The following is a 15,760-nucleotide window of genomic DNA, read 5'->3' on the forward strand; positions in this document are numbered from 1 at the left end:
ACCGCCTTGAAACTCGCCCTTCCGCGAGTTTCCAAACGGACTCCAAGGCCGGATCGGGCGTACCGAAGGGAACGCCCGCCCGCGTCCGGGCATTGGACGCCCCGAAAGGAATTCCCATGCCCGACGCGATCACCGAAACCCGCCACCGCGAGATCGCGGTCGAGCATCTGCTGTTCTGGACGATGCGCTATGTCGAGGAACAGCATCCCGGCCTGCTCGATTCGCTGGAGGCCAGCCTCGACAAGCTGGGCGACCCGAGCCCGGGCGGCGACAAGAATGACGGGGCCGTGCGGCATATAGCCGCGAAGATGATCGCCGGCGCACGGGGCTGAACCGGCCGTTCGTCACCCCGGACCCAAGCGGTTCGTCGGCGATCAGGGGTGACGGGTGCGGCCGGGAACCCGGTGCGGAGGAACGCTCTTCGCTACGCAGCCACCGCCGCACCATCTGTCGTCAGGCCGGCATCGACCAAATTGCCGACGAACTGGTCGGTGCAGTGCGACCAGCAATAGCCGGTGCCGACACGGACGCAGGCGTCGCGGTCAGCAATGATCGCCTGTTCGACCGCCGCTGCCAGATCGGCGTCGAGCGCGCCGACGCGTCCGCTGCCGCCGCCCGTGCCGTCCAGCCCGATCACGTCGAGTGGCCCCGGCACCGGATAGGCGGCAACCGGCGTGCCGCAGGCCAGCGCCTCGATCATGACGAGGCCGAACGTGTCGGTGCGGCTGGGAAAGACCAGCACATCGGCAGCGCGATAGGCAGCGGCGAGCGCCGCGCCCTGCTTCACCCCAACGAATTGCGCCAGCGGATAGCGGCGCTCCAGATCGGCGCGCGCCGGGCCGTCGCCCACCAGCAGCTTGGCGCCCGGCGTATCGAGCGCGAGGAACGCCTCGATATTCTTTTCGATGGCGATGCGCCCGACATGGAGCAGGATCGGGCGCGGTAGCGTCGCCACGTCGAGCTGCGCGCCATCGGGCTTGAACAGCGACAGGTCGACCCCGCGCGACCAGCGCCGGGTATGGGCGATGCCGTGGTCGTGGAGCGCGCCGGCGACACGCGCGGTCGCGGTCATCACCCCGCTGGCGGCGGCATGGAAGCGGCGCAGGAACGGCCAGAACAGTCCGGCGGGCAGGTGCGTGCGCATCGCCAGATAGTCGGCGAAATTGGTGTGGAACGAGGTGGTGAAGCGCGCGCCCCGCCCCCGACACCAGCGCCGCGCCGCCCAGCCGAGCGGCCCCTCGGTCGCGATATGGATCGCGTCGGGGTGGAAGGCAGCCATCCGCCGGCCGAGTTCGGAACCACAGCCGAACGCCAGCCGGATTTCGGGATAGCCGGGGCATGGCCGGGTGGCGAAACCGTCGGGGGTGAAGGTTTCGACCACATGGCCGCGATGTTGCAGGCGAGAGATCGTCGTTTGCAGCGTGCGGACGACACCATTGACCTGCGGGCTCCACGCATCGCTGACGATGGCGATCCTCACGCGGTGGCGACCGCCCGGCCGGCATCAACGGCCTTGCCGTTCGACCTGGCCAGTTCGCGTTCCCACGTCTCGGCACGCCAGTCGATCAGCGACAGCGCCCCCTGGTGATCCTCGACCAGCGCGGTGCAGCTCTCCACCCAGTCGCCGTCGTTATAATACATGATATCGCCGATCTGGCGGATTTCGGCGGTGTGGATATGGCCGCAGACCACGCCGTCGACGCCATGTTCGGCGGCGGCGTGCGCCACGGTTTCCTCGAACCGGCCGATGAAGTTGACCGCGTTCTTAACCCGGTGCTTGGCATAGGCCGACAGCGACCAATAGGGGAGCCCCAGCTTGCGCCGTGCGAAGTTCCAGACGCTGTTGGCCTTGAGCAGCGCGGTGTAGGCATGGTCGCCGAGAAAGGCGAGCCATTTGGCATAGAGCACCACGCCGTCGAACTTGTCGCCGTGCAGCACCAGCAGGCGGCGGCCATCGGCGGTTTCGTGGATATCCTCTTCGACCATTTCGACGCCGCCGAATTCGAGACCGGTATAGTCGCGAAACGCCTCGTCATGGTTGCCGGGGATGTAGATGACGCGGGTGCCGCGCCGCGCGAACTTCAGGATCGATCGGATCACGTCGTTATGGCTTGACGGCCAGTACCAGCCGCGCCGGATCTGCCAGCCATCGACGATGTCGCCGACCAGATACAGCGTCTCGCATTCGAACGAATGGAGGAAGTCGACCAGTTGCGTCGCGCTGCATCCCGGCGTGCCGAGATGGACGTCGGAGATGAAGACGGTGCGATAGGACTTTTTCGCACCCTCGGCACGATAGCTTTGCGGGTCGTTGATCCAGTCGGGAATCTTTCGCGCGAGGGACTTCACGGTCGCGGCCGATGAATTCTGTCGATTGGTCCGGGATACAAATGCCGTCGTCATCGTACTTCTCCACGCCAGTGGACGGGACTTGCGTCCCTGCGATGACGTCGCTGTAGCGATGCCGCGCGACAATTGTATTTCGCGCGTGTGACGGCGAGTTCCATCAAACTGAAACCTTGCTGACACGTCGGCGACATTGGCGTGTCATCGACGCACGTCATCTTATCGGGCCAGACAAGCCCGGTGCGGCACTGGACAAGGAAACTCTCGGATTGGCTCAGGAACTGAACCGCCTCGGCGTGGCGACCGCCTATGATCGCTGGGCACCGATCTACGATCTGGTCTTCGGTCCGGTGTTCAAGCGCGGGCGTCGTGCCGCGATCGATGCCGCCGAAACGGTCGGCGGCCGCATCCTTGAGGTCGGCGTCGGCACCGGCATCTCGCTGCCGCATTACCGCGCCGACAGCCGGATCACCGGCATCGATATCGCCGACCAGATGCTCGACAAGGCCCGCGACCGGGTTCGCCGGCTGAAGCTGAACCATGTCGAACGGATCGCGATCGGCGATGCCGAGGCGCTGGACTTCGCCGATGCGTCGTTCGACGTGGTCGTCGCGCAATATGTCGTGTCGGCAGTGCCGCATCCCGACCGCGCACTGAGCGAATTCCTGCGCGTGGTGCGGCCCGGCGGCATGATCGTGATCGCGACCCGGCTGGGTGCGGAGGCGGGGATGCGCGCGAAGATCGAGCGGGTGCTGATGCCGATCACCAGCCGGCTTGGCTGGCGCACCGATTTCCCGTGGTCGATCTATGGCGACTGGGCGGCGCGCAACCCGCAGGCGGAGCTGATCGAGCGCCGCCCGCTCCCCCCGCTCGGCCATTTCTCGCTGGTCTGCTTCCGGCGCGCGGCGGGCGTGCAGGACAACCACCCGACGCCCGCGCACGCCGCGACCGCCTGAACCCAAACCCTTTTGATCAAAGGCTTATTCGATGTCCGGATTCAAGGAAGCGCTGAAGGAACAGCGGTGGGACGATCATCGCTATTACCATCACAGCATCATCAACCAGGCGCTGCATTTCGTCAGCGCGACGACGTTCCTGATCGCCTATGTCGTGGTGTGGATCGATCCGGCGGTCGCCAGCCTGCTCGGCTGGCTGGTGGCGATGACCGCGCGGCAATCGGGGCATTTCTTCTTCGAACCCAAGACCTACGACCATCAGAATCAGGCGACACACGAACACAAGGAAGAGATCAAGGTCGGATATAACCTGTTCCGCAAGGTCGTGTTCATGGGCCTGTGGGCGGCGACGCCGATCCCGCTGCTGATCGATCCGACCTTTTTCGGCATCTTTGAACCGCATGTCGGGTTCGTCGGGTTCCTGCGGCATCTGGCGCTGCTGTGGCTGGCGTTCGCGGTCGGCGGGTTGCTGTTCCGGGTGGTGCAGCTGTTCGTGCAGCGCGACGTGATGACCGGGCTGGTGTGGGCGACGAAGATCGTGACCGATCCCTTCAACGACTTCATCCTGTATCGCAAGGCGCCGGTGCAGTTGTTGAAGGGCGCGCGGATCGACACCGATTTGCAGGAAGCGGCGCGCCACTAAGCGCCGGGCAAGGCGTAGCGAAGCTACGCCACGCCTCAAGGCGCCCCCGGCCGGCGGCGCGAAAAGCGCCGTCCGACGAGCGTCGAGGTGCGGACTGCCCCGCAGTCCGCAGATCGTGCCGGGTGCACGATCGCCCTCGACGCTGGCTTTGCCCGTGGCGGGGCCTGAAAACACAGCTGTTTTCCACCAAAGGTCACAAACGTCACACTCGCGACCGGTTTGCCACACAGGCGGACCGGTCGCTTTGCGTTCGCATGGGGCCGACGCTGAGAAAGAGCGGTAGCAACCATGACAGGTAGCTATGCTGTAGGACAGCGCCGGGATCGACCACCACCATATACCGCGCGCGATCGTGCTTCTGTCGTCTGGACTGTTTCGTTACCATTGGGATATAGTTCCGGATACTACATTTGCAGTACATCGGGTGCAATTTACTTACGAATTGCATATTAGCACCTTTTCTACATTAAGACCGATCGTATACTTCAAATTATGCGTTTAATTATGTCGTGTTATGATACACATATCTTGTCGATTCGCGAATCCTTGACCTTGTCTGCTTAACCCGTCCCGGCTTTCGACTGGCGCGGGTACCGTAGCCTACTGTAAAGAACAGGAGAGGATTCCATGCTGCAACTGCCCGATGTGTCGCACGACGAACCCGATTTCGAACATAAGAACGCATTTCCCGTCTTCTACTGGAACCATGTCGCGCTGGAGATGAACCGCGTGACGCATTCGCTCGGGGGGCCACAAACCGGTCCGACGATGAGTTCGCGAGCGATCGGCCTGCTTCATATGGCGATGCACGATGCGTTTTTCGCGACGCTGAAATTTGGAACGGGGGCTTTGCCCGCCGGGACGGGTTCCTTGTACGAACCTTATCTGGCCGAGTTGCGCCAACCATTGCCCCCACCGCCCGGGGCGTCACCGGCAGCACAGATGTTGCTTGGCAAGATTAACGGCGTCGCGAAAACGCTGCCGGACGCCAACGAAGCGCTGACGGGTGCCGCGATCGCTGTCCTCGATCGGCTTTACGGCTCCCGCGGCCCTGGCATCTCGGCGGTCGCGCATCAAACGCTGACCAGCACGCTGTCGCAACTGGTGGCCGACTATCAAGCGCCAATCAACGTGCTATCGGCAGCCCATGGCTTCGGAGAGTATGTCGCGAACCTGATCCTCGCACGGCTGGCAGTGAAACCGGGCGAACCGGGTGCCGATCAAGGCCGGTTCGAGCCAATGCAGGCGCGTTACGCGTTTCGCGACGAACCGAGCAATCCGGTGCGTCGCGACCCGATCGACCGCGATCATCCGGAATTCGGCGACAAACCGGTTCGCATCTACCATGGCCCGTTTTACGGCACGACCGTAGCCACGTTCGCGGTCAGCGACGATGCGCTGCATGCGCTCGCACCGCCGCCGGTCTGGCATGGTGGGCCGCAGGCCTCGACGGTCTATGACGACAGCCTGTTCGAAGTATACCGGGCGGGTGGGCAGCCAAACTCACCGCTGACCCAGCGGACACCCGACCAGACGTTGGCGGCGCTGTTCTGGGCCTATGATGGGGCCAATCTGATCGGCACGCCGCCGCGGCTATACAATCAGGTCATCCGGGTCGTGGCGTGGAATAAAAAGAACACCGGTATCGCCGGCCCCACTAACCCGGCGACGCCGATCCCGGCGAACGTTCTGGACCAACATGCCGAATTCGTCCGCATCTTCGCGCTGTGCAATGCGGCGATGGCCGATGCCGGCAAGTTCGCTTGGCGGGAGAAGTACAAGTTCCAGCTATGGCGCCCATTGAGCGGCATCCGCGAACACGACATGGCAAGCGGCCCTGCCGCGAACGTAGCAGGTGGCTCCAACCACATCGCGTCCAATGCAGACCCGTTCTGGGTGGCGTTCGGCGCACCGGAGACGAACACGAACCGGATCACGTTCAAGCCGCCCTTCCCTGCCTATCCATCGGGCCATGCCACGTTCGGCGCTGCGTGTTTCCAGATGCTGCGGTTATTCTATCGCGATGCGGAACCCGGCAAGTGCGACCAGATCGGCTTCTCGTTAGTGTCCGACGAGATGAACGGAATCAGTCGCGACCTGTATCAGGGGTATCGCGGTGACCAGCCGCTGGCCGATCAACCGGGACTGGTCCGTACGCGCGTCGTCCGGCGATTCACATCGCTGTGGCATGCGATCTTCGAGAATGCGTTCAGTCGCATCTGGCTGGGCGTGCACTGGAATTTCGATGCTTTCGGCTCCGCCAACGCGGTCAAGACCGTCGCCACGGCGGACAAGGTGCCAGTATATCACGATCCCGGCGACATCGATTACGACAACGTCTACGATCCGGCCAACACTCCGGCCAACATTCCGGCCAAGGAATCGGCAGTTGGCGGCGTTCCGCTTGGCCTCGGTATCGCCAACGACATTTTTGCCTCGGGGCTGGTCGACCCCAGGGTGGCGCAGATGGCAGCCACCGACGGAGACGCGACCATGACGCAACCCCTGAAAGCGATCGCAGCGGCGTTGCAGGGCGAACAGATCGCCATCAAGGCGACCAACACCAGCACTACCCAATCGGCGCGATAATTGCGACCGATGACGGCGGCATCCCTTCGGGGTGCCACCGCTGCCTTATCCTCGACAAGAGCCGTCGCGATAGCGTTTCCTTCGACACCTGCCGCCGCAACGGCTTGTCGGTAGGGCCGGGCGCGCTTCACCACCAGTCGTTCGTCCGCATCGCTCACGCCGCAATGGACTGTTTGATCGGACCTTAGCGGCATCTTCGAGCCGCATGCACGTTCCGTCCGCTTCCCGTGGCATCTGGCGGCCCGAAAGCCTCAGGACAGCAGAAAGCCCCAAACCCCTCTGGTTTGCCGCCGCCGGCACCCCATATACGATCTGGTTCGCCCGGTATCGACCGAACGACCCTGCTACCGGCGCCGGCTGGCTAAACTTTCCCGCGTGGCCCGGCTGGTCCGCATGCTCGAAATATGAATGGATCTGCATGCAGGACGATTGGCGCCGGGGCGCTTCGACCCCGACCACGACATCGCGCGCGATGAATGTCAGCATCGCTCAGGCCGATGTGGTGGCGTTGTGCCGCAAGCACGACGCATTGATCAGTGCCATCGAGACGCTGCATTCGGGGGGCACGCATGTCGTGCTGCGGAACGGCGAAGGTGCCGACAAGATGCGCAAGGCGTTCGGCAAGAAGGTCATTACCGGTGCCGTCGTGCGAACGCCGTGGGTGCGGAACGGCTGAGCAGACGGGCGACAGCGCGTGGCTCGCGAAACGCCGGCGTTGACGCGGGCAATCGAACTGGCCGCTACCGGCGACTATATTTCGGTGAATCATATCCGACAGGCACTGCGCCGCGAGGGCTTTACCACGCTGGCGCAGGATCTGTCGGGACCGGTGGCCAACCGGGCGATCATCGACGCGTTGCAGGCGGCAATGGCGCAGCGTCGCCAATAGGCCGGGACGGGTCGGGGATGCCTATCCCCGACCCAGCCGCCGCGACAGGGTTTCCTTCAGCACCTGCCGCCGCAACATCTTGTTGGTCGTGCCGGGGGTGCTCCACCACCAGCCATCGGCCTGACACGCCTGTGCCGCCTGTACGAAGCGCGCGACGACCTCGGCAAACGCCGCATCGTCGTAATTCAGGCTGAAGATCAGGCGACCGGTGCCGACCCAGCTGAGCGCCAGCCCTTCGGCACGGCAGTAATATTGCAACATCCAGTTGTAGCGCGACGGCACGGTGTAGCCGATCGTCCAGACCGTCTGCATGCCGGTGGCACGGACCGGCAGGTCGGCCTGTGCCATCGCGGCGTTGAACTGGTCGATGCGCGCGTCCCAGCGGGCGTCGACGTTCGCGTACATCGCCCGCACCTCGGGTGAATCGAGGCGTTCGAGGAACACGTCCATCGCCCCCATCACATAAGGATGCGCGTTGAACGTGCCGCGCGCGAAGCAGATGTCGGCGGGCTGTTCGGGACGGAAGCGCTTCATCAGATCGGCCCGACCGCAGACGACGCCGACCGGCAGGCCACCGCCCAGCGTCTTGCCATAGGTGACCATGTCGGGCTGCACCCCGAACGCCTCGGCCATGCCGCCCTTTGCCAGCCGGAAGCCCATGAAGACTTCGTCGAAGATCAGGACGATGCCGGCTTCGGTACAAACTTCCCGCAAGCCCACCAGCCAGTCGCGATAGGCGGCGCGATCGAGATGCGCCGAGCGACTGCTGTCGATCAGCGTCCCGTCGGACGGCGCGCCCTTGTTAGGGTGCATCGCCTGTAGGGGGTTGACCAGCACGCAGGCGATATCCTTGCGCGTCGCCAGCACGTGCAGCGTCCGGTCGGACATTTCGGACAGGGTCAGCGTGTTGTCGGCCGGGGTCGGGTTGCCGATGCCCGGCTGCACATCACCCCACCAGCCATGATAGGCCCCGGCGAAGCGGACCACACGGCGACGGCCGGTGTGGTAGCGGGCGAGGCGTACCGCCTGCATGACGGCTTCGGTGCCCGACATGTGGAACGACACCTCGTCCATGCCGCTGATCGAGCGCAGCCGGGCGACATTGCCGGCGATGACCGGGTGATAGGTGCCGAGCACCGGCCCCAGATCGGCGACGCGCGCGGTCCCTTCCGCAATGCAGTCCTTGTAGAAATCGTGCCCGAACAGGTTGACGCCGTAGGAGCCGGCAAGGTCGTAGAAGACATTGCCGTCGAGGTCGGTGGCGGTGACACCCGACGACGATTGGTAGAAGGCTCCGGTGGCGAGGCGTTCGCCGACCAGCCGGCTGAACTGGAACGGTACGCGGTAGCGGCCGGTGAATTGCAGGTCGGACAGCCCTTCGCGCAATTCCCTGGTCGCGGCGACCGTCTTCGCGAATCGGGTTTCGTAAAGCGCGGACAGGCGGTCGAAGCCGGCGCGGCGGCGGGCGGCGATCTCAGCCGGGGCATCGTCGGCGGCGAAGAAGCGGTCGTCGTCATAGTCGTAGAAGGCGATCGCCCTCGCGATCCGCTGTCCCCAGCGGACATGGCCGGTCAGCGAGCCGTGTTTGGCACGGCTGAGCGCGAGGCGGGCGCGGCCCTTGGTAGCGACGAGACCGGCGGTACCGGCGGCGAGCACGATGGCGAGTGGCGACATGACTGTCGCGAATATGACCCGATGGGGAAATATTGATGACGGCCATGGACGATATCCGCCCCGCCCCGCCCACGCCCGTGAATTCCGCGCTGTCGCGCGCCATTGCGAAGCTGACCGACATCGAATCGGTCAATTACGCGCTGACCAACTGGCTGCCGCGACGCAGCGCCACGCGGGCGATGGGGTGGTTGAGCAAGGTGGAGCAGCCGCTGGTCGCGCGCAGCCTGATCGCGGTGTGGCGAATCTTTTGCGATGTCGACCTGTCCGATGCGGCGGAGGCGCGGTGGCCGTCGCTGCACGCCGCGTTCATCCGGCGGCTGCGGCCGGGGGCGCGGACGTTCCGCGCGCCGGCGCATCAATTGTCTTCACCGTCGGACGGGATCATCGTCGCCAGTGGCCGGATCGACGGTGACAGCATCATTCAGGCCAAGGGGCGGCGCTATTCTATCAGTGAGCTGACCGGCGGCGAGGGAGAGGCGTATATCGGCGGCAGTTTCGTGACGCTGCGGCTGACGGCGGGGATGTATCACCGCTTCCATGCGCCACAGGATGCGGTGGTCGAACGGGTGCGCTACTTTCCCGGCGACTGTTTCAACGTCAATCCGCCCGCGCTCAATCGCGTCGACCGGCTGTATTGTCGCAACGAACGCGCGACGGTGCGGCTGCGGCTGGACGACGGGACGCCGGTGCTGCTGGTGCCGGTCGCTGCGATCCTGGTCGCGGCGATCCGGCTGACCTTCCTCGATACCGTCAAGCTGCTGCGCGAACGGGCCGATCCGGTCGCGACGCTGGCGACGCCGGTCGTGCAGGGGGAGGAGATGGGCTGGTTCGAACATGGCTCGACGATCGTGATGCTGACGCCCGCGCCGTTCGTGACGGCGGCGGGGGTGGCGACCGGCGACCGAGTGCGCGCGGGGGACGTGTTGTTCGATCGGGTGGTGATCGAGGACATCTAGGGCGGATCAACGATCGACCGGAACGTCGGCGGCTTAACTGCCTTTCCCGACCAGCGAGGGGAGAAGAAGGCGTGGACCGTTCCACCCCTCCCGGCCTAGAAGACGGCGACTGTCTTTCCGGGGAGCCTCCATGGTCCGTTCGCTGTTTGCTGCCTTGCTTGTTTCGTCAATCGCGCTGCCCGCGCTGGCTCAGAGTGCGCCGGTGCATCCGGCCCCTGCCCCCGGCCAGCGCGATCCCGGCACGGCGGCGAAGGTGCGCTACGACGTTTCGTTTCCGCAGGTCGAGCATCACCGCGCGCGGATCACCGCGACATGGACCGGGGTACCCGCCGGCCCCCTGCGGGTCCAGATGTCGCGGTCGTCGCCGGGGCGCTATGCGATCCATGAATTCGCCAAGAACGTCTATGACGTGACCGCGACCGACGGCGCCGGGCGGCCGCTGAAACTGACGCGGAGCGATCCCTATGGCTGGAGCGTCGCTGGGCATGACGGCACGGTCGTCGTCACCTACACCTTGTTCGCCGATCACGGCGACGGCACCTATGCGCAGATCGATACGAGCCACGCGCATCTAAACATGCCCGCCACCTTCCTGTGGGCGTCCGGCTATGACGCGCAGCCGATCCGCGTCCGCTTCCAGAGCCCGGACCCCACATGGAAGGTCGCGACGCAGTTGCCGGAGAGCGACGCGCCCGGCACCTATTGGGCGCCGAACCTGCAATATTTCATGGACAGCCCGACCGAGCTGTCGGACCATATGGTCCGCGAATGGCAGGAGGGCGGCAAGACCTATCGCCTTGCGCTCCACCATGACGGCAGCGCCGCCGACATGGACCGCTTCACCGAAAAGGCGAAGAAGGTCGTGGCGCAGCAGATCGCGATCTTCGGCGCGCCGGCTCCCTATGATTTCGGCCGCTATACCTTCATCGCCGATTACCGGCCTTCTATCGTCGGCGACGGGATGGAGCATCGCAACTCGACGATCATCACGAACGCGCAGTCGCTGGCGGAGGCGAAGGACGACCAGCTCGGCACGCTGGCGCATGAATTCTTCCATAGCTGGAACGTCGAGCGCATCCGCCCGGCCGAACTGGAACCGTTCGACTTCACCCGCGCCAATCCGACGCCGTCGCTGTGGCTGGCCGAGGGGTTCACCAGCTATTACGGGCCGCTGTCGATCCGGCGCGCGGGCCTTGCCAGCGTCGACGAGTATCTGGGCGAGATGGGGCCGATGCTGAGCGGCATCGTCAACAATCCGGCGCGGATCGCAGCGCGGATCAACGCATCGCCGCAGGAGATGAGCCTGCGCGCGCCGTTCGTCGATGCCGCGCGCTCGATCGATCCGGTCGATCCCAATATCTTCGTGTCCTATTATCCCTATGGCGCGATCATCGGCATGGCGCTCGACCTCGAACTGCGGCAGCGGTTCGCGGGCAAGAGCCTCGACGATTTCATGCGGACGCTGTGGGCGCGGCATGGCAAGGGCGAGAAGCCGTACACGCCCGCCGATCTGCGCGCGGCGCTGGCCGCGACGACGGGGGACCAGGGCTTTGCCGACGCGTTCTTCGCACGGTCGATCGATGGCAGCGGCCTGCCCGACTTCGCACCGCTGCTGGCGCAGGCGGGGCTGGTGCTGCGGCCCGCCGCGCCCGCGCGTGGCTGGATCGGACGGACGGCAGCGAGCGAGGAGGCGCAGGGCGTGACGCTGACCTTCCCGCCCGCGCAGAATTCGCCGCTGTTCGCCGCCGGGCTGGATCAGGGCGACGTCATCGTCGCGCTCGGCGGGCAGGCGATCGGCAACGGCGCTGCGTGGAACACCGCGCTGGCGGCTATCAAGCCGGGCACGCCGGTCGAGCTGCGCTATCGCCGGTTCGGGGCCGAACGCACCACGACGCTGACCCCGGCGGCCGATCCGACGCTGGAGGTAGTGCGTGGCGAGACGGTCGGACAGGCGTTGACGGGCACGCAACGGGCATTCCGCAAGAGCTGGCTGGGCGCGGAATAACGATGCGGCTTTGCGCCGATGTCGGTGGGTCGTTCGTCGACATCGGCGCGTTCGACGATGCGGGGGCGATCGGCTGGCGACGCAAGGTGCCGACGCCGGTCGGCGACTGGGCGGCGTTCGTCACCGTGTTTGCCGATGCGCTGGCGGTGACGAAGGGCGACCGGGTGTCGATCGCGACCGCCGGGCTGGTCGATCCCCTATCGGGCATCGTCACCAGCGCCAATATTCGCTGTATCGACGGGCAAGTGCTGGCCGACGAACTGGCCCGTGCGCTGGGGGTGCCGGTGCGGGTTGTGAACGACGCCGATGCGTTCGTGCTGGCCGAGGCGGCGCGCGGGGTCGCGATCGGGCATGACCGGGTGTTCGGCATCATCCTTGGCACCGGGGTCGGCGGCGGGCTGGTCGAACGCGGCCGGATCGTGAGCGGCGCGGGCGGGATCGGCGGCGAATGGGGCCATGGGCAGGTGGTGCACGAAAGCCGCATCGCGCCGGGGGCCAATCCGGTGTTTCCCTGTGGCTGTGGCCTTGTCGGGTGCCTCGATACGATCGGCAGCGCGCGTGGGCTGGAGCGGTTGCATCGCTTTCTGCACGGCGTCGAGGCTGCCAGTATCGCGATTACGGAGGGTGCCAAGGCCGGCGAGCGCCGGGCGGCGGCGACGGTCGATTACTGGTGCGACCTGGTCGGCGGGCCGCTGGCGATGCTGTTGCACGCCGTGTCGGCAACGATCGTGCCGGTCGGCGGCGGGCTGGCCAATGCCACCGCGCTGATCGCGGAACTGGACGGGCGGGTGCGGGCGAACCTGCTGACCCCGGCGACGGCGCCGATCGTCGTACCGGGGCGGCTGGGCGAGGATGCGGGACTGATCGGCGCATTCGTAGCGGCTGGATAGGCTGGCGTAACCGTTCCCCCGCACGGGCGGGGGTCAAGCAATGTCGGGTCGCGTGGCACCGGCTCCCCGCCTGCACGGGGAACCGGTTGGAGTTTCGGTCCCTTACCGCCGATGACCCGGACGGCCGTTGCGGTCGTGCTTGTCCACCCGCACCTTGTACGCCAGCGCGTCGAAGCGACGGTCGAGGTCGCGGCGTTCCTGCATCGACAGGCCGTTCGAGCGGCGATAGCGCTGTTCGAGCTGGGCGATCTGGCGGAATTCGCCGCGCAGGTTCACCGCCTCGCGCCGGCTGAGCGAACCGCTCCGGATACCCTGATCGATGCGGCGCTCGATCTGCGCCTGACGCTGGTTGACCGACTGCCATGGCTGGGCAGCGGCGGGCAGCGCGGTCATCGCGACGCCGAGGCCGGCGATCATCAGTGCGAACTTCTTCATGAACTTTCTCCTGTTCGAACCCCTTGGGCTGAACCGAAGATGGGGGCGTCGTGTCGCAGGCGTTTGTCGCGAAGGTACTAAAATTGTGTCGGATTGTCGCGGCAGAGGCGGGTTCGTTCAGCTTGTCAGGCGGCCAGGCGCTTCGCGCGCAGGACCGGGGTCAGCACCGCCTCCATCGCGGCATAGCCGGCCGGGGTCGGGTGGACGCCGTCGTCGGCGAAGCCGGGCTTCATCGCGCCGCCCGGCGTGGCGAGTGCAGGCGTATAATCGACGAAGGTCGCGCCGACCTGCCCGGCATAGGTTTTCGCCCAGGCGTTGAGCGCGCGGATCGGCGCGACGGTGGCAAGACCGGGACGCCACGGGAAGCCGTCCGCCGGGGGCACGCTGGCCAGCAACACGCCGATCTTCGCTGCCCGCGCGAGCATGACCATCATCGCCAGATTGTCCTGCGTCTGCTGCGGCGTCATCGGACCGGTATTGCCGGCGATGTCGTTGGTGCCGGCCATGATGTGGACGAACTTCGGTTTCAGCGCGATCACGTCGGCCATCATTCGCAGGACCATTTGCGGCGTCGTCTGCCCGCTGATCCCGCGGCCCACTCGCCCGGCGCGGAAAAATTCGGGGCGTTTGCCGGCCCAGCCTTCGGTGATCGAATCGCCCATGAACACGATGTCGGTCGGCTTGCCCGAAGCGGCGAGCGCGGCATTGGCGGCGGCATAGCGGCCGAGCCACGGCCAGTCAATCGCCAACTGGCGCTGGCGCTTGACCTCATAGCTGTCCTCCTGCGCGCAGGCTGCCGCGGCGGGAAGGAGCGCCGCCCCGGCGGCGAGGCTCAGGAAATAACGACGATCGTGGGTCATAGCGATCCTTGCAAACGGCAGATTTCGGGGCGGATATCGCCATCGCGCGGCGTGGCACCGCGCGCGTCGAACAGGATATTGGCGGGCTTGCCCTTGGTCGTGCGCGGCCATGCCGGGCGGCCGTCGCCATTGGGATCGCCAGTGACGGCGAAGGCCAGCCAGTAATCCTGCATCGACACCGGCCCGACGCGCTTGTCGGCAAAAATATAGCCGATCTCTGCGGCATGCGAGGTGCGGCCGGGACCGCCATCGCCAGCCATGTCGAATTCATAGCGCCACACCGGCCAGCTGCGCCCGGCGAGCAGGTTGGCAAGGTTGCCGGCCGGACAGCGGAAGGTGGCGTCGGTCGCGATCTGCTGGTCACGGGTGCCTAGCCGCGGATGGGCCATGGGATCGGGTTCGTCGAGCCGGTAGAAGGTGCGTGCGGCCTCCGCATTGGTGCCGAACGACAGGTCGACAAAGCCGTCGCGCGCCGGACGGTCGCCGGGCAGGTCGAGTTCGAGGACGTTGCTGCCGATGATGACCGGACGCTTGGGCGCGGTGACGAACAGCCGGTCGGGCGTATCGGGCAGGACCGCGCCGTCGATCGTGGAGCGCAGGTACAGATAATCGTCGGCGGTCAGCTTGGCATCGTGCAGTTTCAGATCGGCGGCGAGCAACGCGGCAGGCGAGGCGCTGCGCAGTGCCGCCGTTCCGCGCGTGCCCAGCAGCACGTCGAGCTGATCGCCGATGCGGAACGCTTCCTTGAGCGGCCGCCATGGCAGGCCGAAGCCCGGCGCGCCCGATTCCATCGCCGCCTTCGCGAACAGGCCGCGGGCGAGCGGCGAGGCGAGGAGCAGCGACACGTCCTGCGATCCGGCGCTTTCACCGGCGATGGTGACGTTGTCGGGATCGCCGCCGAACTTGGCGATGTTGTCGCGGACCCAGCGCAGCGCCGCGATCTGGTCCATCAGCCCGTAATTGCCGCTGGCCCCGTTCGCTTCCGCTGCCAGCGCGCGGTGCGGCAGGAAGCCGAAGATGCCGAGGCGGTACTGGACCGCGACGACGACCACGTCGCGCTTGCCGATCGCCGACAGCGCCATGCCGCCCGCCGATCCGGCGCGGTTGCTGCCACCGTGAATCCACACGATCACCGGGCGCTTGCCGGTCAGCGCCGGCGTGCCGACATCGAGCGTCAGGCAATCCTCCGCCGCAAAGACATGGTCGGCGCGGTTCCAGCCATAATCGTTCTGGAGGCAGGCGGGCGACGGCGCGGTGGTGGTGCGGATGCCGGTCCATTCGACCACCGGCTGCGGTTCGCGCCAGCGGTTTGCACCCAGCGGCGGGGCGGCGAAGGGAATGCCGCGAAAGAGGACGCGGTCGGCTTCGGCCTTGCCCTCGACGATGCCGCCCGAGACCGAGACGCGCGGAGGGATCGGGGCGGCAGCGGGTGCGGCGTCCTGGGCGATGGCCGGGGTGGTCGCGGCCAGCAGTAGAGATGCCCAGATTGCCTTCATCGCCATGCCCCTTTTATCCGC

At 66.1% G+C, this 15,760-nt stretch carries 15 protein-coding genes; 9 read left to right on the forward strand and 6 right to left on the reverse strand.

Going from position 1 to position 15,760, the window contains the following annotated elements:
* The first annotated feature begins 116 nt into the window (after positions 1–116).
* A complete protein-coding gene (locus ASE91_RS06455) occupies positions 117–332 on the forward strand; it encodes a hypothetical protein (protein WP_056002471.1) in 216 nt (71 codons plus the stop codon).
* Between the two features lie 92 nt (positions 333–424).
* On the opposite strand, the gene ASE91_RS06460 is transcribed toward ASE91_RS06455, so the two are convergent.
* Positions 425–1,480 carry a glycosyltransferase family 4 protein gene (locus ASE91_RS06460; RefSeq protein WP_056624025.1) on the reverse strand — a complete coding sequence of 352 codons (1,056 nt, stop codon included), beginning with the start codon at positions 1,478–1,480 and terminating at the stop codon, positions 425–427.
* Complete coding sequence (locus ASE91_RS06465) at positions 1,477–2,349, reverse strand: UDP-2,3-diacylglucosamine diphosphatase (protein ID WP_056624126.1); 873 nt, start codon at positions 2,347–2,349, stop codon at positions 1,477–1,479. The genes ASE91_RS06460 and ASE91_RS06465 overlap by 4 nt, the downstream gene beginning before the upstream one ends.
* A 266-nt stretch (positions 2,350–2,615) precedes the next feature.
* Here ASE91_RS06465 and ASE91_RS06470 point away from each other — a divergent pair, with 266 nt between their 5' ends.
* From ASE91_RS06470 to ASE91_RS06490, 5 genes are all read left to right on the forward strand, one after another.
* Positions 2,616–3,302 carry a class I SAM-dependent methyltransferase gene (locus ASE91_RS06470; RefSeq protein WP_082449873.1) on the forward strand — a complete coding sequence of 229 codons (687 nt, stop codon included), beginning with the start codon at positions 2,616–2,618 and terminating at the stop codon, positions 3,300–3,302.
* A 31-nt stretch (positions 3,303–3,333) separates the two neighbouring features.
* Positions 3,334–3,945, forward strand: a complete 612-nt coding sequence (locus ASE91_RS06475) for a hypothetical protein (RefSeq protein ID WP_056501337.1) — start codon at positions 3,334–3,336, stop codon at positions 3,943–3,945.
* 627 nt (positions 3,946–4,572) lie between these two features.
* Positions 4,573–6,534: a vanadium-dependent haloperoxidase gene (locus ASE91_RS06480; protein ID WP_056624028.1), complete on the forward strand. Its 1,962-nt coding sequence runs from the start codon at positions 4,573–4,575 to the stop codon at positions 6,532–6,534.
* 205 nt (positions 6,535–6,739) lie between these two features.
* Positions 6,740–7,210 (forward strand): hypothetical protein, encoded by a 471-nt coding sequence (locus ASE91_RS20510; RefSeq protein WP_235530359.1) that lies wholly within the window; start codon positions 6,740–6,742, stop codon positions 7,208–7,210.
* 18 nt (positions 7,211–7,228) lie between these two features.
* Positions 7,229–7,423 carry a hypothetical protein gene (locus tag ASE91_RS06490; RefSeq protein ID WP_056002454.1) on the forward strand — a complete coding sequence of 65 codons (195 nt, stop codon included), beginning with the start codon at positions 7,229–7,231 and terminating at the stop codon, positions 7,421–7,423.
* Between the two features lie 21 nt (positions 7,424–7,444).
* Here the strand turns inward: ASE91_RS06490 and ASE91_RS06495 are convergent, their stop codons facing one another.
* Entirely contained in the window at positions 7,445–9,097 is a 1,653-nt protein-coding gene (locus ASE91_RS06495) for an aminotransferase class III-fold pyridoxal phosphate-dependent enzyme (RefSeq protein ID WP_056624032.1), read from the reverse strand.
* A 35-nt stretch (positions 9,098–9,132) separates the two neighbouring features.
* Here ASE91_RS06495 and asd point away from each other — a divergent pair, with 35 nt between their 5' ends.
* From asd to ASE91_RS06510, 3 genes are all read left to right on the forward strand, one after another.
* Complete coding sequence (gene asd / locus ASE91_RS06500) at positions 9,133–10,053, forward strand: archaetidylserine decarboxylase (RefSeq protein WP_235530360.1); 921 nt, start codon at positions 9,133–9,135, stop codon at positions 10,051–10,053.
* Between the two features lie 130 nt (positions 10,054–10,183).
* Positions 10,184–12,058 (forward strand): M61 family metallopeptidase, encoded by a 1,875-nt coding sequence (locus ASE91_RS06505; protein WP_056624038.1) that lies wholly within the window; start codon positions 10,184–10,186, stop codon positions 12,056–12,058.
* A gap of 2 nt (positions 12,059–12,060) precedes the next feature.
* Positions 12,061–12,948 (forward strand): ROK family protein, encoded by an 888-nt coding sequence (locus ASE91_RS06510; RefSeq protein WP_056624042.1) that lies wholly within the window; start codon positions 12,061–12,063, stop codon positions 12,946–12,948.
* Between the two features lie 102 nt (positions 12,949–13,050).
* Here the strand turns inward: ASE91_RS06510 and ASE91_RS06515 are convergent, their stop codons facing one another.
* From ASE91_RS06515 to ASE91_RS06525, 3 genes are all read right to left on the reverse strand, one after another.
* Positions 13,051–13,383 carry a hypothetical protein gene (locus ASE91_RS06515; RefSeq protein WP_056002442.1) on the reverse strand — a complete coding sequence of 111 codons (333 nt, stop codon included), beginning with the start codon at positions 13,381–13,383 and terminating at the stop codon, positions 13,051–13,053.
* Positions 13,384–13,508: 125 nt separating this feature from the next.
* Positions 13,509–14,243 carry a GDSL-type esterase/lipase family protein gene (locus ASE91_RS06520; RefSeq protein WP_056624044.1) on the reverse strand — a complete coding sequence of 245 codons (735 nt, stop codon included), beginning with the start codon at positions 14,241–14,243 and terminating at the stop codon, positions 13,509–13,511.
* Positions 14,240–15,739, reverse strand: coding sequence for a carboxylesterase/lipase family protein (locus tag ASE91_RS06525; RefSeq protein ID WP_235530361.1), 1,500 nt, complete (start codon positions 15,737–15,739; stop codon positions 14,240–14,242). Before ASE91_RS06525 ends, ASE91_RS06520 begins: the two co-directional genes overlap by 4 nt.
* Positions 15,740–15,760: the final 21 nt, after the last annotated feature.

Source organism: Sphingomonas sp. Leaf62, assembly GCF_001421915.1.
GTDB lineage: Bacteria > Pseudomonadota > Alphaproteobacteria > Sphingomonadales > Sphingomonadaceae > Sphingomonas.

What these genes read in the sequence shown, in the direction of transcription:
- ASE91_RS06520 (WP_056624044.1), bottom strand. Translation starts at nt 14,243, where the DNA reads ATGACCCACGATCGTCGTTATTTCCTGAGCCTCGCCGCCGGGGCGGCG.
- ASE91_RS06525 (WP_235530361.1), bottom strand. Translation starts at nt 15,739, where the DNA reads ATGAAGGCAATCTGGGCATCTCTACTGCTGGCCGCGACCACCCCGGCC.
- ASE91_RS20510 (WP_235530359.1), top strand. Translation starts at nt 6,740, where the DNA reads ATGCACGTTCCGTCCGCTTCCCGTGGCATCTGGCGGCCCGAAAGCCTC.
- ASE91_RS06455 (WP_056002471.1), top strand. Translation starts at nt 117, where the DNA reads ATGCCCGACGCGATCACCGAAACCCGCCACCGCGAGATCGCGGTCGAG.
- ASE91_RS06515 (WP_056002442.1), bottom strand. Translation starts at nt 13,383, where the DNA reads ATGAAGAAGTTCGCACTGATGATCGCCGGCCTCGGCGTCGCGATGACC.
- ASE91_RS06495 (WP_056624032.1), bottom strand. Translation starts at nt 9,097, where the DNA reads ATGTCGCCACTCGCCATCGTGCTCGCCGCCGGTACCGCCGGTCTCGTC.
- ASE91_RS06505 (WP_056624038.1), top strand. Translation starts at nt 10,184, where the DNA reads ATGGTCCGTTCGCTGTTTGCTGCCTTGCTTGTTTCGTCAATCGCGCTG.
- ASE91_RS06480 (WP_056624028.1), top strand. Translation starts at nt 4,573, where the DNA reads ATGCTGCAACTGCCCGATGTGTCGCACGACGAACCCGATTTCGAACAT.
- ASE91_RS06510 (WP_056624042.1), top strand. Translation starts at nt 12,061, where the DNA reads ATGCGGCTTTGCGCCGATGTCGGTGGGTCGTTCGTCGACATCGGCGCG.
- ASE91_RS06475 (WP_056501337.1), top strand. Translation starts at nt 3,334, where the DNA reads ATGTCCGGATTCAAGGAAGCGCTGAAGGAACAGCGGTGGGACGATCAT.
- asd (WP_235530360.1), top strand. Translation starts at nt 9,133, where the DNA reads ATGACGGCCATGGACGATATCCGCCCCGCCCCGCCCACGCCCGTGAAT.